We start from the raw sequence: 19,525 nt of genomic DNA on the forward strand, positions 1-19,525 counted from the left end.
GGCCAGCCCGTGCTGGTTCCAGTTCGCGGGCACGGCATGCGCCACGGGGGCGGCGGCGCGCACCACGCGGATGCGGTTGTCCTTTTCCGCGATCTCGATTTCGGTCAGGCCGGTATCGGTGAGAATTTCAGCCAATGCCCGTATGGCATCCGCATCCACGAGCAGTCGGCTCATTGATCGTCCTCGTCCAGAATCATGTCTGTCATGGCCTGAAGCGCCAGGGCATACCCCCGTACGCCCAGCCCGCATATGACGCCAATGGCGGCGCGGGAGACGTAGGAGTGATGACGGAAGGCTTCACGGCGGTGAATGTTGGAGATGTGCACCTCGATCACCGGCAGATCAACGGCCAGCAGCGCGTCGAGTATGGCAACCGAGGTGTGGGAATAGGCCGCCGGGTTGATGATGATGCCGCGTGCGCGGCCCCGGCATTCCTGTATCCATGAAACGAGTTCCCCCTCGCCATTGGTCTGGCGGAAGTCGATGGCGACGTCGAGCCGTTCGGCCGCCTGGACACAGACCTGTTCCACGTCGTCAAGCGTGGCACGGCCATAGACTTCGGGCTGCCGCAGTCCGAGCATGTTCAGGTTTGGGCCGTTCAGCACGGCAATGAGAGGGCGCTCCATGATGCACGCGCCTAGCACGCCCGCCGTCCGGTTCCAAGTCCGATCATGCGTCATGCCCTTCTTGCGTGGCCGCCTGCGCCCGGCCTGCAGGCTGAATTATGCCCTGCGGGTCCAATTATGGTATGGTGGCGCCATGACAGCAAAAACCGATCACCAGCGCGCGGGCGGCGCACGGGGCAGCAATACGGCGCGCTACGGGGCATCCGTGGCGGTGGCGTGCCTGATGCTGGCCACGTCGGGCGTGCTGGGCGCGGCGCACGCGGCGGCCCGGCATGTGGCGGCACCCACCCGGCATGGCGCGCGCGCCAGCGTCAGGCGGCCGCCCGCCATGGCGCATGTGCCCGCGAACTGGAACCAGCACGGGCTGGCCAGCTGGTATGGCACGGACCGGCAGAGCGGGCATGCCACCGCCTCGGGCGAGCGGTTCGACCCCGATGCGCTGACCGCAGCCCACGCCCAGTTGCCGCTGGGCACGCGGGTGCGGGTGCATGCCGTCAATACCGGGCGCTCGGTCGTGGTGCGGGTCAATGACAGGGGGCCGTATCGTGGGCACCGCATCATCGACCTCTCGCCCGAGGCCGCGCGGCAGCTTGGCATCATGGGGCGTGGCGTCTCGACGGTAGAGATAGAACCCGCGCGTGAGGCCGATGAGGAAGTGGCCAGCGCCACGCGCTAGGCGCGGCGGCGGACCTGCACGGCCTTTCAGAGGCGCTGGTGCTTGGTCCAGCCTTCCATGGTCTTGTCGGGCGAGCAGCGCAGGTTCATCTCGATCTCGAGTCCCGCATTCAGCTCCGCGCCGAGCAGCACGACATAGGCCGAGACATAGAACCACATCATGATGGCGATGAACGCGCCCAGCGGCCCGTACGTGGCGCTGTAGCCCGCAATGTGGCTGACATAATAGGAGAACCCCGCCGAGGAGAGCAGCCACAGCAGCGTGGCCCCGATCGAGCCGGGCAGGATGCACCGCCAGTAGGTATGGGGCCGGTTGGGGCCGAAGCGGTACAGCACCGAGCACAGCGACAGCACGAACAGAAGCATGAGCATGGGCCCGCCCATGCGCACCAGCAGTTCGACCGAGCCGGGCGGGGGGGCGAGTTCGAGCTTCTGCGGCAGGTAGTCGAGCAGGAACGGCAGCCCCACCATGAGGGCCAGCGTCAGGATGCCGCCGCAGATCGAGCAGAAGGTCAGCGCCATGCCCATGGCCTGAAAGCGCAGGAAGCTGCGTGTCTCGGGTGTGTTGTAGGCCACGTTCATCGCCAGGATGAGCGAGCGCGTGGCCGCCGAGGCCGACCATGTGGCGATGGTGGTGGATATGATCAGGTTCAGCGTGAGCGATGAGTGCGATTCGGCCACGAGCAGGTGGATGCGCGCGCCGATCATGTCATAGGCCGAAGGCGGCAGCACGTTGCGCAGCACCACCAGCTGGGGTTCCACCGTCTGCGGGTCGAACAGGAGGCCATAGAGCGAGATGAGCGTGCTCATGGCCGGAAACAGCGACAGCGTGGCGTAGAACGCACAGCCTGCCGCAGCCAGCGTGATCTGGTCGGATACGATGTTGCGGGCAACCTGGCGCAGCACTTTCCTGACCTGCTGCATTGAAAAATGCGGCAGGTGATGTGCGGGCGGGGGCATGTCCGTCATATCGATTTCAGTAGATGAGGAACCAATCAAGGCGGGCTTCTTGTCCTGTTATGCGGTGGCACGCCGGGCGCGGAGGGGGCTGCCTGTGTGGATTGTGCCACGATCATGTGATCCTAAAGGAAAAATTCGGATCGCAAGGATTTTTCTATTGCGTCAGGCGCGTATTGTGCGCATATGCGCTCCCTACGCAACAACGCACGTGCCACTGGCCCTCTGAGGTTACGCAACGACGTCAAGCGTTCTGGCAATCGGGCCGCCACATGGTGGGGGTCCTTATTGGTCGCTGGTCCGTTAGACCGTTTCGCAACATCTGTCCGTTTGTGCAATTCCAGAATTGTGTTCATCCGGGCGGCAGTACAGAAGGGATTTGGGTGCGATGACTCCCAAAATCGCTCGTTATCTGGCTGAGCAGGCTCCTGCCACGCCATGCCTTATCGTTGATGTCGACCGGGTGGAAGAACGCTACCGCGCCCTGCGCGAGGCGCTGCCCCTGGCCCGGATCTACTACGCCGTAAAGGCCAATCCCGCCCGTGAGATCCTGACCCGCCTCGTGGGTCTCGGCTCGGCCTTCGATGCGGCGTCGTGGGAAGAGATTTCCATGTGCCTCGAGGCAGGCGCGCGCCCGGCCGATGTCTCGTTCGGCAACACGGTCAAGAAAGCATCGAACATCGCCCGCGCCTTTGCCGCTGGTGTTGACATGTTCGCCTTTGACTGCGCGGAAGAGCTGGAAAAGCTGGCCCGCCACGCACCCGGTGCGCGCGTTTACTGCCGCCTGATCGTGGAGAACGAGGGCGCTGACTGGCCGCTGTCGCGCAAGTTCGGCACCACGCTCGACAATGCCCGCGACCTGATGCTGCGCGCGCGTGACCTTGGCCTCGACCCCTATGGCCTGTCCTTTCACGTAGGCAGCCAGCAGACCGAGACCGGCGCATACGAGGCGGCGATCGCCCGCGTGGGCATGCTGTTTACCGACCTCAAGGCTGCGGGGCTTGACCTGCGCATGGTCAATCTCGGCGGCGGGTTCCCCATCCGCTACCGTGATGACGTGCCGGGCATCGACCGCTTTGCCGTGGCCATCAGCCACGCCATGACCGAGCATTTCGGCAATGACCTGCCGGAAATGATCATCGAGCCGGGCCGCTTCATGGTAGGCGATGCGGGTGTCGTGTCATCGGAAGTGGTGCTGGTCAGCCGCCGTGGCATGAATGATGGCGTGCGCTGGGTCTATCTGGATATCGGGCGCTTTGGCGGCCTGGCCGAGACCGAGGGCGAGGCCATCCGCTACGGCATCCGCACCCCGCATGATGGCACGGCAACCGGCCCGGTCGCCATTGCCGGCCCGACCTGCGACGGGGCGGACATCATGTATGAAAAGACCCCCTACGCCCTGCCGCTGGGGCTGGAATCGGGCGACCGGATCGAACTGCTCTCCACCGGGGCATATGTCTCGACCTACTGCTCGACCGGGTTCAATGGCCTCAGGCCCATTGAGGAACACTATATCTGATCGCGTTCAGCACCATCTGAACATGTCTGGATAACAGGGCGGCGGGACGAAAGTCTTGCCGCCCTGCGTGTATCGGGGGGATACACAGGGCAGTTCCATCCATGCCGGAGGTGTTCCTTGCCCGTGTCCCGTGTTTCAACGCTGCGTTTGCTGGGCGTGTCCCTTCTCGGGTGCGTCGTGGCGGCGCGGGCGTTTGCAGCCCCCGTGCTGGTTCATGCCACGCCATCGGCAGGGCAGCATGTGCCTGCGGGCAATGTGGCAATCAAGCTGGGCTATAACAGCGTGATCGATCCCTTCCGCGCGCGCCTGCTCCTGCTTGGCCCGAGCGGCGTGCCGCAACTGCTTGCGGCCTCGCCCAGTGATGATGAGCAGCAGGGCCTGGCCACCACCGTGGCGCTGACACCGGGGCATTACGTGCTGCACTGGCGCATGCGCGCGCCAGGCGGCTCACCCACGGAAGGCAACGTGCCCTTTGATGTCGACCCCGCAGGCACGCCTGCGCCTGCGGGCGGAAAATAGCCGCCCTGTTCCCTTATTCCACTGCCGCCCGCAGCCCGGCACCCGCGGCAAGCGGGCACAGCGGCAGGGCCGCGGCCAGGAACGCGCCGAGCAGTTCAAGGTCCGGCCCCCATGACAGGCCGGTCTGCGCCGCATCGAGCGCTGCCGCGCCAAAGATCAGCGCGGGCGTGGTCAGCGGCAGTACCAGCAGCGGCAGCAGCACGCCGCCGCGTCGCGCGCCGAGCACGACCGATGCCGCCATGCCGCCAATAAGCGAGAGGATGAGCGTGCCGAGCAGCAGCCCGGTCAGCAGCACCACCATACTGCTCGTGGGCATGCCGAGCATGATGGCCAGCGGGCCGGCTGCCAGCAGCAGCGGCAGGCCGGTGGTCAGCCAGTGGGCCATCATCTTGGCCAGCGCGATGAGCGAGGGCGGCAGGCCGGTCATGAGCAACTGGTCGAGCGAGCCATCTTCCAGCTCCGAGCCGAACAGCCGGTCAAGCGGCAGGAGGGCGGCGAGCAGCGCGCACACCCACACGATTCCCGGTGCCATGCGCCGCAGCAGCTCGGGCGAAGGGCCAAGGGCCAGCGGAAACAGCGCGCCCGCGAGGATGAAGAACAGCACCGCCCCCAGCGTGTCGGCCCCGTGGCGTAGCGCCAGCCGCAGGTCGCGTTCGAGGATGGCGGTGATGAGGGCGGGAATCCGGAGTGTCACAGCAGGTCGTCCTCGGGGAAATCCTCCAGCGGCTGGGGGATGTCGGATTCGTTCAGCCCCGGCAGCGCATGCGTGCGGGCATCGGGCAGGGGCAGGGGAACATGGGTGGTTGCAATCACAATTCCGCCAGCCTGCCGGTGGGCGGCGAACAGGGTGCCCAGCAGGCCCATGGTGTTGATGTCCAGCCCCAGGCTCGGCTCATCGAGCAGCCAGAGCGGGGCCTGCGCCAGCAGCACGCGCGCCAGCGCCGCGCGCCGTTTCTGCCCCGCCGAGAGCATGCGCGCGGGCAGGTCGGCCAGGCCGGAAATGTTGAGTGATTCCATGCACAAGTCAGGATTTCCGCCGCTTGCGCGCGCGGCCAGCGTCAGGTTCTCGCGCAATGTCAGCCCCAGCTTGAGCGCATCCTGGTGGCCCAGATAGGCCACCCGCCCCGCATGCTGGGTGCGATCGGCCAGCGCATCCACGCCAGACCACAGCACATGGCCGCCTTCCGGTTTGTGCAATCCCGCCAGAACGCGCAGCAGGGTGGACTTGCCAGCCCCGTTCGGGCCGGTCAGGAGCAGGGCGTCACCAGCCCCGAGCGTAAAGCCGACACGGTCCAGAACCAGCCGTTCACCGCGGAAAACCGAGATGTTTTCCACTTCCAGCAGGGGGCGGCCGGGGGGGGTAAAGGCAGGAATGACGGAAATCCTCCGGGCAATGGGTCGATGGTGGGGGCAGGGCAAAAAAATGCCTGCTCCCGGTTTCTTGTTACCGGCTCCAGCTTGTGTCGCAACCGCGTCCGGGTATGTTCTACCACCGTTGGGAGATCAAGCAGGTTGTCCCCGACAAGGTCACAAACCCCGCGCCAGGAAAAAAGGCAGCGGAGGATACACGATCACACGGGACGATCCGTTGCTGATGCCTCGGAGGAAACAAAGCCAATGAAGACGGTTGGGCACGACTCACTGAAAACGGGCCGCACACTGAACGTGGACGGCAAGACCTACCATTATTTCTCAATCCCGGAAGCGGAAAAGACCATCGGTTCCGTCAGCCGCCTGCCGGTCAGCCTGAAAGTGCTGCTGGAGAACGTGCTGCGGTTCGAGGACGGGCATTCCTACTCCGTAGAAGATGCCAAGGCCATCGCCGAATGGCTGAAGGAAGGGCGCAGCACGAAGGAAGTGCCCTTCAAGCCCGCGCGCATTCTCATGCAGGATTTCACCGGCGTTCCCGCCGTGGTTGACCTTGCCGCGATGCGCGACGGCATTCTCAAGCTCAAGGGCGACCCGCAGAAGGTGAACCCGCTGGTTCCCGTCAACCTCGTGATCGATCACTCGGTCATGGTGGACGTGGCCGGCTCGCCCGAGGCGCTGCAGGACAACGTGACCATCGAGTTCGAGCGCAATGGCGAGCGTTACGCCTTCCTGCGCTGGGGCCAGGAAGCGTTCGAGAACTTCTCGGTCGTGCCGCCGGGCACGGGCATCTGCCACCAGGTGAACCTTGAATACATCGCCCAGGCGGTGTGGACGGCCAATGTGGGCGGCAAGGACTATGCCTACCCCGATACCCTGTTCGGCACGGACAGCCACACCACCATGGTCAACGGCATGGGCGTGCTGGGCTGGGGTGTTGGCGGCATCGAGGCGGAAGCGGCCATGCTCGGCCAGCCCATCGCCATGCTGATCCCCGATGTGATCGGCTTCAAGCTGGTGGGCAAGCTGCCCGAGGGGGCGACCGCCACCGACCTGGTGCTGACCGTGACCCAGATGCTGCGCAAGAAGGGCGTGGTGGGCAAGTTCGTCGAGTTCTTCGGCCCTGCCCTTGACCACCTGCCGGTGGCCGACCGCGCGACCATCGCCAACATGGCGCCGGAATATGGCGCGACCTGCGGCTTCTTCCCCGTTGATGACCTGACGCTGGATTACCTGCGCCAGACCGGCCGTGAAGAACACCGCATCAAGCTGACGGCGGAATACCTCAAGGCGCAGGGCATGTTCCGCCATGCCGAATCCGCCCACCCGGTGTTTACCGACACGCTGGAACTCAACCTCGAGACCATCGTGCCCTCGATCGCAGGCCCCAAGCGCCCGCAGGACCGCGTGGTGCTCAAGGGTGCCGACAAGGCGTTCGAGACCGAGCTGACCGGCAGCCTGGGCGTGCCCGCGGCCGACAAGGACAAGAAGGCCAAGGTGGCTGGCACCAATTACGAGATCGGCCACGGCGACGTGGTGATCGCGGCCATCACCTCGTGCACCAACACTTCCAACCCCGCCGTACTGATCGCGGCAGGCCTGGTGGCGAAGAAGGCGCGCGCGCTGGGGCTGAAGCCCAAGCCGTGGGTCAAGACCTCGCTCGCGCCGGGCTCGCAGGTGGTGACGGACTATCTCAACCGCGCAGGCCTGCAGGCCGAGCTGGATGCGATGGGCTTCAACACCGTGGGCTATGGCTGCACGACCTGTATCGGCAACTCCGGCCCGCTGGAAGATCACATCGTCGATGCGATCGAAGGCAACAAGCTGGTGGCGGTTTCGGTGCTGTCGGGCAACCGTAACTTCGAGGGGCGTATCTCGCCCAACGTGCGCGCCAACTACCTGGCCAGCCCGCCGCTGGTCGTGGCTTACTCCCTGCTGGGCACGATGCGCGAGGACATCACCACCACGCCGCTGGGCACCTCCAAGGATGGCAAGCCGGTGTACCTCAAGGACATCTGGCCCACCAACCACGAGATCGCGGCCCTCATGGGCTCCGCCATCACGCGTGAGGAGTTCATCAACCGCTACAAGCACGTAAGCCAGGGCACGAAGGAATGGCAGGCGCTGAAGGTCGCCACCGGCTCCGAGACCTACAAGTGGGATGCGTCTTCCACCTACGTGCAGGACCCGCCGTATTTCCAGGACATCACGCCCGAGCCCAAGCCGCGTGGCGACATCATCGGCGCGCGCCTGCTGGCGCTGCTCGGTGACAACATCACCACCGACCACATCTCGCCTGCCGGCGCGATCAAGGAAAGCTCGCCCGCGGGCAAGTACCTTGAAGAGCATGGCGTGGCGAAGAAGGACTTCAACTCCTACGGCTCGCGTCGTGGCAATGACCGCGTGATGGTGCGCGGCACGTTCGCCAACATCCGCATCAAGAACGAGATGCTGCCCGGCACCGAAGGGGGTGTTTCCAAGCACTTCCCCGATGGCAAGGAAGGCTCCATCTACGATGTGGCGATGGAATACAAGAAGGAGGGCGTGCCCCTGGTCGTGATCGGCGGCAAGGAATACGGCATGGGCTCCTCGCGCGACTGGGCGGCCAAGGGCACCCTGCTGCTGGGCGTGCGCGCGGTCGTGGCCGAGAGCTTCGAGCGTATCCACCGTTCCAACCTGGTGGGCATGGGCGTGCTGCCGCTCCTGTTCGAGGAAGGCACGACGCGCAAGACACTGGGCCTGAAGGGCGACGAGACCTTCGAGATCCGCGGTCTCGACAAGATCACGCCCCGCATGACCATGACCATGACCATCACCCGCGCCGATGGCTCCAAGCAGGACGTACCCCTGCTGTGCCGTGTCGATACGCTGGATGAGGTGGAGTATTTCCGCAATGGCGGCATTCTCCAGACCGTGCTGCGTGGCATGACAAAAGCCGCCTGATAACAGGCAGCACCGTCCCCGCCTGCGCCGGGATGGAAAGATGAAGACGGCGGCCCGTAGCATGCGGGCCGCCGTTTTTTTGTGGCCGTTCATCTATGCGTGAGTGGTATAAGTTACCTCTGCGTTTGACACATATCGGCGGTGTTTTTTCTCTATATTGTGTATAAATGAGATGCCGTTTAAAGCCAGTATTGTGTAATAACATACCGGACATGATGGGGCCCCATGGATCTGCTTTCTGCCTTGCACAGCTTTGTCCGTGTGGCTGCAACGGGATCATTTTCTGCCGTATCAAGGGAGACGGGGGCAAGCCAGCCCACCATTTCCCGCCATATTGCCCTGCTTGAGGCCCATTACGGCGCAACCCTGTTTGCCCGTACCACCCGCAGCCTGATGATGACGGAAGACGGGCGCAGCCTCCTGCCGCATGCCTATGAAGTGCTGGAAATCCTTGAAACGGCGGAAACCGCGCTTGGCCGCAGGCGGGCTTCGGTATCGGGGCTGGTGCGGCTGGGCGTGACCACGGCGTTCGGGCTGTACCTGACCAGCCGGCTGAGCACCCTGCTGGAGGAACATCCCGACCTGTCGGTCGAACTGGTCATGCGCGACGGGTTTGGTGATCTGGTGGAAGAGGGGCTGGACCTTGCCATCCGCATCGGCTCCATTGCCGAGGGCTCGCTGATCGCCCGCCGCCTGGGCTCGGTGCATCGCTGTGTCATCGCCTCAAGCGATTACCTGGCCCGCCGTGGCACGCCCGCCCACCCGCGCGACCTGCTCAACCATCCCTGCATTGCCTATAGCTATGGCGGCACGCGGCATGACTGGCAGTTCACCCGCAAGGGCGAGAGCGAGACCACCGTGGCCGCCAACGGGCCCTTCCGCGCCAATAGCAGCGAGGCCGTGCTGCAGGCCGTGCGGGCGGGGCTTGGCATTGGCATGCTGCCGACATTCCAGGTGGAGGAGGACATCGCGGCAGGCCGCCTTGTGCACCTGTTGCCGGAATGGACGATTCCCGAGTTGCCGTTCTATGCCGTGCATACCGGCCCGCGTACCCTGCCGCTGCGCACGCGCACGGTGCTCGATTTCCTGATCGAGATCTCGGACGTGCTGCGTCAGGGCTGATCAAAAGGCATACAAGGTTTCGGTGACGCTTTTTTCAAGACGCTCCAAGAGAATGCTGCCTTTTTGAAAGAAAGGCAGCGCCCGGGCGCCTTCAGGGTTTCATGCCCTGTTCAGTCCAGCGGATTGGCTTCGCCGGGGCGCGGGGCTGCCGGATCAAGCGAGAGCCGGGCGCGCTGCTCCTCGCTCGAGGCCAGCATGTCGCTGTTGAAGCCATCATGCAGCACCGGCGCCCAGCCTGCCATCCATGTATTCATGCGTTTGACGAAGTCATTGGCGGCCGGTTGCTGCGCCAGCGCCTCCTTGGTCCAGAAATCGGGTGAACGCAGGATCTTGGTCTCGTTGGCATTGACCGGGTTGAGATAGATGGTCACCGTCTCGGCATTGAGGCTGTCATCGGCAGCAGGCGTGGTGTTGATCCAGTTTGCCCTGAGCAGGACAGGCGGCAGCACGATGCCTTCTTCTTTCAGCCGACTGGCAATGACGTTCATGTGGCTGATGGAGGCCGGATCGACCAGGCGCGTAAGCCAGCATTCCGTTACGGGTGGATGGCTGGCGCCGATATGCGACATGTAGTTGCGGTCGTCATGGCATTCCATGTCCATTGCCGGGTTGGCGGCGGCCGATACGGGCTGCGTCGTGCCGCTGGCCACGATCAGGCCGGTCACGATATGGCCCTGCACCCGCACCAGAACGTTCTCCAGTACTTCGCCATGCGGGCCTTCAATCACGTTGATGATCGGGTGCCACACGCCGGCAGGCAGCGGCAGGATGCGCCCGGCAAACGGAATGGCCTTGGTCAGCCGGTCGGTCATGGGCATCATCGTCACGACCCCGTCCCCCGGGTTGCCGCCACCGGCCTGGTCAGCATCGGCGGGCGTGTCCTGCATGCCCAGACGGTGGTGGATGGCCGTGGCGATCTGCGCCATGCGGGGCAGCCTGCGTGTCAGGTACGCGGGCGGGAACACGAAGGTCAGCGCCACGAAGGGCACGATGAGGTACAGGCACAGCCGCCATAGCGGCGCACGATACCATAGGCGCGAAAAAGCGGACATTCAGCAGGCCATGCCTTTCGCCATGCAGGAGGCCACAGGGGCAGGGCGGAACAGCGCAGCCATGGGTCAGGAACTGATCCGGGCCTGCTGCGCGTCGCTCTTGTCCGCGATTTCGGCCACGATGCCATCTTCGTTCTGCACCACGCGCACCAGCTTTGCACCCTGCTGGCGGGCGGTGATGAGCGAGTCGCTGATCATGTCCTCGATCGAGCGGGCCAGGTCGCGCGCACTCGCGGCAGGGCCCATGCGGTCCTGGCGGCGCATGACCTCGAACAGCAGGGCAGGGTCGATGCCCCCGGTCTCGACCTTGAGGCCATAGCTGTCGATCATCGACTCGATTTCCAGCGCGGAAACGCGGGCGATATCCAGCCCCTCCAGCGGGCGGAACACGAAGATGCGGTCCAGGCGGTTGAGGACTTCAGGCGCGAAACCGGCCTGTCGCAGCGCCTCGACCGACTCGGCGCGCATCTTGTCGGGTTCATCCGCCAGCCGGTCCGCGATCTCGGACAGTGCATCGGTGGCGATATTGGATGTCAGGATGAAGATGCAACGCACGGTCGAGATCTGCTGCCCCGTCGAGGCCTCGGTCACGTGCCCGTCATTCCATGCGGTGAGGAATTTCTTGAACACATCGGGGTGCGCCTTCTCGATTTCATCGAGCAGGACCACCGCATCGGGCTTTTCCTTCAGGCCGCCGGTCAGCTTGCCGTAGGTGTCCGAGCCGACATAGCCCTTGGGCGAGCCGAACAGTTGTGTTGCGGCATGAGGCGAACTCATCTGCGTCATGTCGAAGTTGAGCAGCGGGCGGTCGAGCTGGCGGGCAAGCTGCTTGGCAAGATAGGTCTTGCCCGTGCCCGGCGGCCCTGCCAGCAGGAAGATGCCCACCGGCTTGCCGCGCACCTGCAGCGCCAGGCGGCGGCGCAGCTGGGTCGCCACGTCCTCGCATACCTGGTCCTGGCCGATCACGCGCGCGCGCAGGCTTGCGGCGAGTTCCTCGGCATCGATCACGGTTTCTTTCTGTTCGCGCGCCAGCATCTCTTCAAGCGCGCTACGATTGGTCAGCCTGGCCAGTACGTCCATCATCCATCCCCGTCTGCGTCGGATTCCCTTGCGGGCGAGTTTCTCGGCCCGGCTCTCGAACCACAGCCCGCTCAGCGCCAGCAGGGCGCTCGCCGCCGCTATGACCGGATAGGCCGGTGCGCACCATTCCATGAAATGCCGTATGCTGGCGAGCGAAAGATGCAACGCCATCGCGGCCTGAAAACTGCCGAGCACCAGAAAAATGACCATGGCGATCGGCACGATCCGTTCCATCAGGATTGGATAGAGCGGCTTCATTGCACCACAACCCCGATGACAAGACGGGTCCCGCGCGTCAGCACCGGCAGCGGCGTGGGCCCCGGCACGAACACCGCCCCGGCATGTACGCCCATCGGCCCCGGATCACCCGCTGGCGTGATCGACACGTCGCCTGCGATGCGGATGGGCAGGATCACGCTGCGGGGCTGCGGCCCGAGATGCACGGTCTGCACGAGACCAAGGGACTCCACGTTCACGACTGCTCCGCTGCCTGTCATGTCATACATCGGCATGTCGGCCAGTATGATCTCGCGCCGTCGTAATGCCGCCATGATCTCGGCCTGCTGCTGCAATGTAAAATCTGTCTGGCGCAGCATTTCCGCCGCGCGCTCGGGCGAGATCATGGGCATCTCGCCCATCATGTCGGGCTTGCCCTGCACCGGCGCGTTGAGCGTCAGGTGATTGCCGCCGCCGCCACCCCCGCCACCGGCCTCGGCCGCGACGGGCGGCGTCTGGCTGCCGCTGCCGCCCTCCTGCGGGGTCAGGAAGCCGCCTGCACCCAGGCCGCCGCCCGCCACCACGGCCGCGATCAGCCCCACCACGACCAGCTTGCGGCTGGACGAGCGTTCGCTGCGTTCCCGTGTCGGTTCCGGCGGGGAGGGCGTGGGCATCATTCGTACATAATGTGTGCGGGGCGGGGCGTATGGCAAGATGTTAAGAGAGAGGAAATGTAACCCCTGCGTGCCCATATAGTCCTTGCGGTCAGGCATGGCGTGACCTATGTTACCGATTATTCCTTCATCTATGGTTTTTTCTTTGGGGGGTGGCCGCAGGGCTGCCTTTTTTGCATTGGACGCTGATCTGCCTTTCCTGTCGGGCCTCGATGCCCGCATCGCCGCAATGGTCGCCCCCGCGCTGGCCGACATGGGGTTCGACCTCGTGCGCGTGGCGGTGCTGGGTCGCGAATCCCCTACCGTGCAGATCATGGCCGATCGCATGGATGGCACGCTCCTCGTCATCGAGGACTGCGAGCAGATCAGCCATGCAGTTGGCGCGATACTGGATGTGGAAGACCCGCTGCCCGGCGCATGGACGCTGGAGGTCTCATCGCCGGGCATCGACCGCCCGCTGACGCGCGCGAAGGACTGGGAGCGTTTTGCCGGCCACCTCGCGCGCGCCGAGATGAACATGCCCCTTGAGGGCCGCAAGCGTTTTGCCGGGATCGTGCTCGGCGCGCGTGATGGATGCGGCCTGATGCGACTTGAGGACGGGAGTGAGGTTGCGCTGCCTTTCGCCGAAATGCGCAAGGCCCGCCTTGTCCTGACCGATGAACTGATCGAGGCGAGTGCCCGGATGATGAAGCCGGCCGCAAGCCCCGAGGAGACTGGCCTGGAGGAAGACCCTTCCCCGGCTGAAGACCGCAAGCCCGCTGGTAAGCCGGGTCGCAAGTCGGCCCGCAAGGCCAATTGAACGATGTTGTGGAGACACTGATGGATACGTCCGTTGCCCGTCCCGAACTGCTGCTGGTGGCCGATGCCGTAGCGCGGGAAAAGTCGATTGACCGCGAGGAAGTGCTCGAAGCGATGGAGCAGGCCATCCAGAAGGCCGGCCGCGCGAAATACGGCCATGAAAAGGATATCCGCGCCACCATCGACCGCCGCACCGGCGATGTGCGCCTGTCGCGCTGGACCGAGGCGGTCGAGGCGGTGGAGAACGAGGAAACCCAGATCCCGCTCTACATCGCGCGCAAGTTCAAGCCCGAGATCCAGCTTGGCGAATACCTGATCGACCCGCTGCCGCCCATCGATTTCGGGCGCATCGCGGCACAGACCGCCAAGCAGGTCATTGTCCAGCGCGTGCGTGAATACGAGCGCCGCCGCCAGTTCAATGACTTCAAGGACCGCGTGGGCGAGATCGTCAACGGCACCGTCAAGCGCACGGAATATGGCAACCTGCTCGTCGAGATCGGCGATGCCGAGGCCCTGCTGCGCCGTGACGAACTGATCCCGCGTGAAAGCTTCCGCAATTCCGATCGCGTGCGCGCCTATATCTATGACGTGCGCGACGAGCCGCGTGGCCCGCAGATCTTCCTTTCGCGTACGCATCCGGCGTTCCTCGCCAAGCTGTTCGCGCAGGAAGTGCCCGAGATCTATGATGGCATCATCGAGATCAAGGCCGTGGCGCGTGACCCCGGCTCGCGCGCCAAGATGGCCGTCATCTCGCGTGATGCCTCGATCGACCCGGTTGGCGCCTGCGTGGGCGTGCGCGGCCGCCGCGTGCAGGAAGTGGTCAAGGAACTCCAGGGCGAGAAGATCGATATCATTCCATGGAGCCCGCAGGCCGCGACCTTCGTGGTCAATGCCCTTGCCCCGGCTGAAGTCAGTAAGGTGGTGATGGATGAGGAGGCGGGCCGCGTCGAGGTTGTCGTGCCCGATGACCAGCTCAGCCTGGCCATCGGCCGCCGTGGCCAGAACGTGCGCCTTGCCAGCCAGCTGACGCGCTGGGACATCGACATCCTGACCGAGGCCGAGGAATCGGAGCGCCGCCAGGAAGAATTCCGTCGCCGCAGCAACCTCTTTGTCGAGGCGCTGGACGTGGATGATGTCATTGCGGGCCTGCTCGTGACCGAGGGCTTCCATTCCATCGAGGAACTGGCTTTTGCCGACCCCGAGGAACTGGCCAACATCGAAGGCTTTGACGAGGACGTGGCCAGCGAACTGGTCCGCCGCGCCGAAGGCTATCTGGCGGGGCAGGAAGAGGAGCTTGACAACAGGCGCCGCACGCTGGGCGTGAGCGATGATATTGCCGTACTGGGCGTGTTCACCAACCAGATGCTGGTGACGCTGGGTGAAAAGGGCGTGAAGACGCTCGATGACCTGGCCGATCTGGCCGGTGACGAACTTGTCGAGATCCTGGGCAGCGATGCCATCGACGAGGACGCGGCCAACGAGATCATCATGGCGGCGCGTGCGCACTGGTTCGATGGTGACGAGGCGAAGCCCGCGCAAGAGGAGACGTCCGACGTCTGAGCAAACCGACCTGAACGCGGAAGCGCCGGAAGGCATGGAGCCGGAAGAGCGCGGGCCGCTGCGCCGTTGCGCCGTGACCCGGCTCCGGCTGCCCAGGGAGGAAATGATCCGGTTTGTCATTTCCCCCGATGGAGTCGTGATCCCTGATCTTTCCGCACGGCTGCCCGGACGGGGAATTTGGTTGAGCGCACGCGCGGATGTGTTAGAAACAGCACGCACTCGTGGCGTCTTTGCCCGCGCGGCGAGGGGAAGGGTTGTTATTCCCCCTGACCTGACCCATCTTGTGCGAGATGGGCTTCTGCGGCGCATGATGGATGTCGCGGGGCTGGCACGGCGGGCCGGGCAGATTGTCTGCGGTTTTGCCAAGGTGCGTGAGTGGGTTGTGGGCGGTCGTGCCGGTCTGGTCATACAGGCGGCCGATGGCAGCCCCGACGAGAGGAAGAGAGTTTTGTCTGGTGCACGGGAACTGCCGGTTGTGGCTGTTCCTACGGCATCGGGTCTGGGTGCGGCATTTGGCCGCGACCATGTTGTTCATGCAGCGATTCTGCATGGTGAACTGGCGCGCCGTTTCCGTATCGAGAGTGAACGTTTTGCGGGTCTGTCCGGCAGGACTGGCCCGAATTCGGCGGATCGTTCCGCCGGACGGTGTGAACAGGCGGGTACATGAGCGAAGGCAACGATCAGGATCAGGGTAAGGGACGCTTGTCTCTGCGGCCGGCGGGCCGCAGGGAGGTCGGACGGACGGTGGATGCCGGTTCCGTGCGACAGAGCTTCAGCCATGGTCGTTCAAAGGTGGTTCAGGTCGAGGTGCGCAAGAAGCGCGGGGCCGGGGCCGCAGGTAACGGATCGGGGCCGGCTGGCGGTCGCGCCGGTGGTCGGGGCGGTCGCGCGCTGACGGCAGCGGAACTGGCGACACGCCAGCGCGTGCTTGATGAGCAGCGCCGTGCCGCCATCCAGCGCGAGAAAGAGGCCCGCGAGCAGGAGAAGATCACGATCCTCTCCGCCGCGGAGGAAGCCCGCCGCGCTGAAGAGGAAAATGCCCGCCGTGCCGAGGAAGAGGCACGCGCCAAGGCGGATGCCGCCGCTGCGGCCGAGGAAGCCCGCAAGCAGGAGGCCAGCAGCGCGCCGGCCCCGGCTGCGCCCGACGCGACAGATGCGGCGGGGCCGGTCGTCTCGTCCGTGCCCATTCCGGGTGAGGTGACGCTCGCCCCCCCCATGCAGCGCCTGCGCCCGCTGGCCGAGCGCGCGATCATGCCCGCCCAGCCGCTGCGGCCGTCGCGCCCCGCCGGTGGGGGTGGTGCCGCGACCACGGCACGCCCCGCGGGCGGTGCTGGCGAGACGCTGCGCCTGCGCACGGGCCGTGCGGATGGTGGCGAGGAAGAACGTCGTCCCAGCCGTCGCCCCGGCAATGCCGTGCCGAATCGCCGCCCCTCGGGTGGTGCCAAGAAGAACAACGACAGCCGTCGCGCTGGCCGCATTGACGTGCAGGCCGCGATCGAGGGGGATGACGACAAGACCCGTTCGCTCGCCTCGGTCCGCCGCCAGCGTGAACGCGAGCGCCGTCAGGCCGAACTTGAGCGCCTGCGTTCCGACCAGGTGCGCGTGGTGCGTGACGTGGTCCTGCCCGAGAGCATTACGGTGCAGGAACTCGCCAACCGCATGGCCGCCCGTCAGGGCGAGGTCATCAAGGCGCTGATGAAAATGGGCGTGATGGCCACCGTGACCCAGTCGCTCGACGCGGACACGGCGGAACTGATCGTGCAGGAATTCGGCCACCGCGTGCGCCGTGTTTCCGACAGCGATGTCGAGATCGGCATCGAGGGCATCGAGGACAGCGAAGCAGACCTCAAGCCCCGTCCGCCGGTCGTGACCGTGATGGGTCATGTCGATCACGGCAAGACCTCGCTGCTCGACGCGCTGCGCACCACCGATGTCGCTAATGGCGAAGCCGGTGGCATTACCCAGCATATCGGCGCGTATCAGGTCACGCTGGCCTCGGGTGCGAAGATCACCTTCATCGATACGCCGGGCCATGAGGCGTTTACCGCCATGCGCGCCCGTGGCGCCTCGGTGACGGACGTGGTCATTCTGGTCGTGGCCGCCGATGATGGCGTGATGCCGCAGACGATCGAGGCCATCAAGCACGCCAAGGCGGCTGACGCCCCGATCATCGTGGCCATCAACAAGTGCGACAAGCCGGGTGCGAACCCCGACCGCGTGCGCCAGGAACTGCTGAACCACGAGATCGTGGTGGAAAGCATGGGTGGCGATACGCAGGATGTCGAGGTCTCGGCGCTCAAGCGCACGGGTCTGGACAAGCTTGAGGAAGCGATCCTGCTGCAGGCCGAAATCCTTGACCTCAAGGCCAATCCCGACCGGGTGGCCGAAGGTTCGGTGATTGAAAGCCGCCTTGACCGTGGCCGTGGTCCGGTTGCGACCGTTCTCGTCCAGAAGGGCACGCTGCGCCGCACCGACATCGTGGTGGCCGGGGCCGAATGGGGCCGCGTGCGCGCCATGATCGACGACCGCAACCGCCAGCTTGGCGAGGCAGGTCCGTCCATGCCGGTCGAGATCCTGGGCATTACCGGGGTTCCGGGCGCAGGCGAGCCGTTCGTGGTGGTGGAAAACGAGAATCGCGCCCGCGAAATCTCCGAGTTCCGCCAGCGCGTGATCAAGGAGCGCATGGCCGCTGGCCAGACCGCCGCACGCGGCACGCTCGACCAGATGCTCGCCCGCATTCAGGCTGGCGCGCAGAAGGAAGTTGCCGTCCTGATCAAGGCTGACGTGCAGGGTTCGGCGGAGGCGCTTGAAGCCACCGTGCAGAAGCTTGAGCATGAGGAAGTCAAGATCCGCGTGCTCAACGCCACTGTGGGCCAGATTACCGAAAGCGACGTGCAGTTGGCCAAGGCGTCGGGCGCGATCATCATCGCGTTCAATGTCCGTGCGACCGCACAGGCCCGCGAACTGGCGCAGCGCGAAGGCGTGGACATCCGCTACTACTCGATCATCTACCAGGTGGCGGATGACGTGGAGCAGCTGGTGCGCGGCAAGATTGCGCCCAAGCATCGCGAGAAGTTCCTGGGTTATGCCGAGATCCGCAAGGTTTTCGAAATTACCAAGGTTGGCAAGGTTGCTGGCTGCTACGTGACCGAAGGCGTGGTCAAGCGTGGCTGTGGCGTGCGCCTGCTGCGTGACAACGTCGTGATCCATGAAGGCGAGCTGAGCCAGCTCAAGCGCTTCAAGGATGACGTCAAGGAAGTGGCGCGCGGGTATGAATGCGGCCTGTCCTTTGCCGGGTATAACGACCTGCGCGAGGGTGACGTGGTCGAGTGTTATGAAATGGAACTCGTCCCGGCATGAGCCGCAATTCATCCAGGAAAGGGATGAGCGAGAGCGGGCCGGCAGGGAAACTTGCCGGCCATTCCGCGTCTGGTCCCTCGCAGCGTCAGCTGCGCGTGGCGGAAGAAGTCCGTCGCGTGCTGGCGGAAATATTTGCCCGCACCGAATTCCGTGACCCGGATCTGGCCGACGTGCGCATTACGGTCACCGAAGTGCGTATTTCGCCCGACCTCAAGCATGCCACGGTTTTCGTGGCCCGGCTGGGCCGGAGCGATGTGGCGGAACTGCTGCCCGCGCTCAAGCGCGTGACACCGTTCCTGCGCACCCGCCTGTCGCACGCGCTCAGGCTGCGCGGCGTGCCGGACCTGCACTTTCAGCCGGACACGGCGCTCGATTACGCCATGGAAGTCGATACCATGCTGCGCCAGCCTGAAGTGCTGCGCGACCTCAAGGATGAAGACTGAACGCCAAGGCGCGGATCACGTTCTGTCCTGTCTATGCCGACGGCCCCCTGACGTTTCAGGGGGCCGTTTTTTTTCGGGCTTTTTGCCAATTGAATATGGCTGTTCTGAAATAAAGTCCGATTGGAAAGAGCGCGGGTGGTTGATATGAAGTTTAATTGCGAAATAAAAATGACCGGCAGCGAAAAAGAAGCATTCTGCCGCATGGTTGATCTTATGAAGGAAGCAGGATTTTCCTTATTTGATCATAACGGTATTATTATCTCTCTTGTTTTTGATGGCGGTCATAATGGCGCGATATGGAATGTTCCGGGAAATGAAATTCCGGATTACTTCCAGCGGGATCTGGATTGCCTCCACAAAGGCAGCATAGACGATTTTTACCGTGATATTGAAAATGGATGCCTGAAAAATGTCCAGTTCTGGCGGGAACCGGGACATAATCTGTTTGTGACATGGCAGGTCAAGGAGAATTACGTCTTATATATGATCGGTCTTGATGGATGGAAAAAAGAACAGGCCATTCAGATCATTTCAGGAATGGTCCGGTTTATCCTGGAGTTCTATAAAGACGCCCGTGACCTGGATACTGTGTTCTCCCTCTCCACCGAATGAC

At 64.3% G+C, this 19,525-nt stretch carries 18 protein-coding genes; 11 read left to right on the top strand and 7 right to left on the bottom strand.

The window, feature by feature from the left end; genetic code table 11:
- Positions 1 to 170 precede the first annotated feature (170 nt).
- Positions 171 to 626, bottom strand: coding sequence for a type II 3-dehydroquinate dehydratase (gene aroQ / locus HNW77_RS09420; RefSeq protein ID WP_129551555.1), 456 nt, complete (start codon positions 624 to 626; stop codon positions 171 to 173).
- A 133-nt stretch (positions 627 to 759) separates the two neighbouring features.
- On the opposite strand from aroQ, the gene HNW77_RS09425 reads away from it, so the two are divergent.
- Complete coding sequence (locus HNW77_RS09425; protein ID WP_172157209.1) at positions 760 to 1,302, top strand: septal ring lytic transglycosylase RlpA family protein; 543 nt, start codon at positions 760 to 762, stop codon at positions 1,300 to 1,302.
- Between the two features lie 26 nt (positions 1,303 to 1,328).
- Here the strand turns inward: HNW77_RS09425 and HNW77_RS09430 are convergent, their stop codons facing one another.
- Positions 1,329 to 2,261 carry a YihY/virulence factor BrkB family protein gene (locus tag HNW77_RS09430; protein ID WP_408886810.1) on the bottom strand — a complete coding sequence of 311 codons (933 nt, stop codon included), beginning with the start codon at positions 2,259 to 2,261 and terminating at the stop codon, positions 1,329 to 1,331.
- 385 nt (positions 2,262 to 2,646) lie between these two features.
- Here HNW77_RS09430 and HNW77_RS09435 point away from each other — a divergent pair, with 385 nt between their 5' ends.
- Both HNW77_RS09435 and HNW77_RS09440 read left to right on the top strand, forming a co-directional pair.
- Positions 2,647 to 3,777 carry a type III PLP-dependent enzyme gene (locus tag HNW77_RS09435; RefSeq protein WP_172157213.1) on the top strand — a complete coding sequence of 377 codons (1,131 nt, stop codon included), beginning with the start codon at positions 2,647 to 2,649 and terminating at the stop codon, positions 3,775 to 3,777.
- A 123-nt stretch (positions 3,778 to 3,900) separates the two neighbouring features.
- Entirely contained in the window at positions 3,901 to 4,296 is a 396-nt protein-coding gene (locus HNW77_RS09440) for a copper resistance CopC family protein (protein WP_276592084.1), read from the top strand.
- 13 nt (positions 4,297 to 4,309) lie between these two features.
- On the opposite strand, the gene ccmB is transcribed toward HNW77_RS09440, so the two are convergent.
- Both ccmB and ccmA read right to left on the bottom strand, forming a co-directional pair.
- Positions 4,310 to 4,990: a heme exporter protein CcmB gene (ccmB, locus tag HNW77_RS09445; protein ID WP_172157215.1), complete on the bottom strand. Its 681-nt coding sequence runs from the start codon at positions 4,988 to 4,990 to the stop codon at positions 4,310 to 4,312.
- Positions 4,987 to 5,631: a heme ABC exporter ATP-binding protein CcmA gene (ccmA, locus tag HNW77_RS09450; protein WP_172157278.1), complete on the bottom strand. Its 645-nt coding sequence runs from the start codon at positions 5,629 to 5,631 to the stop codon at positions 4,987 to 4,989. Before ccmA ends, ccmB begins: the two co-directional genes overlap by 4 nt.
- 282 nt (positions 5,632 to 5,913) lie before the next feature.
- On the opposite strand from ccmA, the gene acnA reads away from it, so the two are divergent.
- Both acnA and HNW77_RS09460 read left to right on the top strand, forming a co-directional pair.
- Positions 5,914 to 8,607, top strand: a complete 2,694-nt coding sequence (acnA, locus tag HNW77_RS09455; RefSeq protein WP_172157217.1) for an aconitate hydratase AcnA — start codon at positions 5,914 to 5,916, stop codon at positions 8,605 to 8,607.
- Between the two features lie 225 nt (positions 8,608 to 8,832).
- Positions 8,833 to 9,729 carry a LysR family transcriptional regulator gene (locus tag HNW77_RS09460; RefSeq protein WP_172157219.1) on the top strand — a complete coding sequence of 299 codons (897 nt, stop codon included), beginning with the start codon at positions 8,833 to 8,835 and terminating at the stop codon, positions 9,727 to 9,729.
- A gap of 110 nt (positions 9,730 to 9,839) precedes the next feature.
- Here the strand turns inward: HNW77_RS09460 and HNW77_RS09465 are convergent, their stop codons facing one another.
- From HNW77_RS09465 to HNW77_RS09475, 3 genes are all read right to left on the bottom strand, one after another.
- Positions 9,840 to 10,781 carry a hypothetical protein gene (locus tag HNW77_RS09465; protein WP_172157221.1) on the bottom strand — a complete coding sequence of 314 codons (942 nt, stop codon included), beginning with the start codon at positions 10,779 to 10,781 and terminating at the stop codon, positions 9,840 to 9,842.
- A gap of 66 nt (positions 10,782 to 10,847) precedes the next feature.
- Complete coding sequence (locus HNW77_RS09470; RefSeq protein WP_172157223.1) at positions 10,848 to 12,119, bottom strand: AAA family ATPase; 1,272 nt, start codon at positions 12,117 to 12,119, stop codon at positions 10,848 to 10,850.
- The gene (locus HNW77_RS09475) at positions 12,116 to 12,754 is read right to left on the bottom strand and encodes a hypothetical protein (protein WP_172157225.1); all 639 of its coding nucleotides are present in this window, start codon (positions 12,752 to 12,754) and stop codon (positions 12,116 to 12,118) included. The genes HNW77_RS09470 and HNW77_RS09475 overlap by 4 nt, the downstream gene beginning before the upstream one ends.
- 175 nt (positions 12,755 to 12,929) lie before the next feature.
- Here HNW77_RS09475 and rimP point away from each other — a divergent pair, with 175 nt between their 5' ends.
- The 6 genes from rimP to HNW77_RS09505 all read left to right on the top strand — a co-directional run bounded on the left by rimP (position 12,930) and on the right by HNW77_RS09505 (position 19,524).
- Positions 12,930 to 13,550 carry a ribosome maturation factor RimP gene (rimP, locus tag HNW77_RS09480; protein WP_408886806.1) on the top strand — a complete coding sequence of 207 codons (621 nt, stop codon included), beginning with the start codon at positions 12,930 to 12,932 and terminating at the stop codon, positions 13,548 to 13,550.
- Between the two features lie 20 nt (positions 13,551 to 13,570).
- Positions 13,571 to 15,109 (top strand): transcription termination factor NusA, encoded by a 1,539-nt coding sequence (gene nusA, locus HNW77_RS09485; protein WP_172157229.1) that lies wholly within the window; start codon positions 13,571 to 13,573, stop codon positions 15,107 to 15,109.
- Between the two features lie 34 nt (positions 15,110 to 15,143).
- A complete protein-coding gene (locus tag HNW77_RS09490; RefSeq protein WP_172157231.1) occupies positions 15,144 to 15,776 on the top strand; it encodes an RNA-binding protein in 633 nt (210 codons plus the stop codon).
- Positions 15,773 to 18,469, top strand: a complete 2,697-nt coding sequence (infB, locus tag HNW77_RS09495; protein WP_172157233.1) for a translation initiation factor IF-2 — start codon at positions 15,773 to 15,775, stop codon at positions 18,467 to 18,469. The genes HNW77_RS09490 and infB overlap by 4 nt, the downstream gene beginning before the upstream one ends.
- Before the next feature lie 23 nt (positions 18,470 to 18,492).
- A complete protein-coding gene (rbfA, locus tag HNW77_RS09500; protein WP_172157279.1) occupies positions 18,493 to 18,912 on the top strand; it encodes a 30S ribosome-binding factor RbfA in 420 nt (139 codons plus the stop codon).
- 135 nt (positions 18,913 to 19,047) lie between these two features.
- Positions 19,048 to 19,524: a hypothetical protein gene (locus HNW77_RS09505; protein ID WP_172157235.1), complete on the top strand. Its 477-nt coding sequence runs from the start codon at positions 19,048 to 19,050 to the stop codon at positions 19,522 to 19,524.
- Position 19,525 lies beyond the last annotated feature (1 nt).

Source organism: Komagataeibacter melomenusus (assembly GCF_013155395.1).
GTDB classification, from domain to species: Bacteria; Pseudomonadota; Alphaproteobacteria; order Acetobacterales; family Acetobacteraceae; genus Komagataeibacter; species Komagataeibacter melomenusus.

Excerpts from the sequence above, each read along its gene's own strand:
- HNW77_RS09470 (WP_172157223.1), bottom strand. The coding sequence starts at position 12,119 with ATGAAGCCGCTCTATCCAATCCTGATGGAACGGATCGTGCCGATCGCC.
- HNW77_RS09435 (WP_172157213.1), top strand. The coding sequence starts at position 2,647 with ATGACTCCCAAAATCGCTCGTTATCTGGCTGAGCAGGCTCCTGCCACG.
- aroQ (WP_129551555.1), bottom strand. The coding sequence starts at position 626 with ATGGAGCGCCCTCTCATTGCCGTGCTGAACGGCCCAAACCTGAACATG.
- HNW77_RS09475 (WP_172157225.1), bottom strand. The coding sequence starts at position 12,754 with ATGATGCCCACGCCCTCCCCGCCGGAACCGACACGGGAACGCAGCGAA.
- HNW77_RS09425 (WP_172157209.1), top strand. The coding sequence starts at position 760 with ATGACAGCAAAAACCGATCACCAGCGCGCGGGCGGCGCACGGGGCAGC.
- HNW77_RS09465 (WP_172157221.1), bottom strand. The coding sequence starts at position 10,781 with ATGTCCGCTTTTTCGCGCCTATGGTATCGTGCGCCGCTATGGCGGCTG.
- acnA (WP_172157217.1), top strand. The coding sequence starts at position 5,914 with ATGAAGACGGTTGGGCACGACTCACTGAAAACGGGCCGCACACTGAAC.
- HNW77_RS09430 (WP_408886810.1), bottom strand. The coding sequence starts at position 2,261 with ATGCCCCCGCCCGCACATCACCTGCCGCATTTTTCAATGCAGCAGGTC.
- nusA (WP_172157229.1), top strand. The coding sequence starts at position 13,571 with ATGGATACGTCCGTTGCCCGTCCCGAACTGCTGCTGGTGGCCGATGCC.
- infB (WP_172157233.1), top strand. The coding sequence starts at position 15,773 with ATGAGCGAAGGCAACGATCAGGATCAGGGTAAGGGACGCTTGTCTCTG.
- HNW77_RS09460 (WP_172157219.1), top strand. The coding sequence starts at position 8,833 with ATGGATCTGCTTTCTGCCTTGCACAGCTTTGTCCGTGTGGCTGCAACG.
- HNW77_RS09490 (WP_172157231.1), top strand. The coding sequence starts at position 15,144 with ATGGAGCCGGAAGAGCGCGGGCCGCTGCGCCGTTGCGCCGTGACCCGG.
- rbfA (WP_172157279.1), top strand. The coding sequence starts at position 18,493 with ATGAGCGAGAGCGGGCCGGCAGGGAAACTTGCCGGCCATTCCGCGTCT.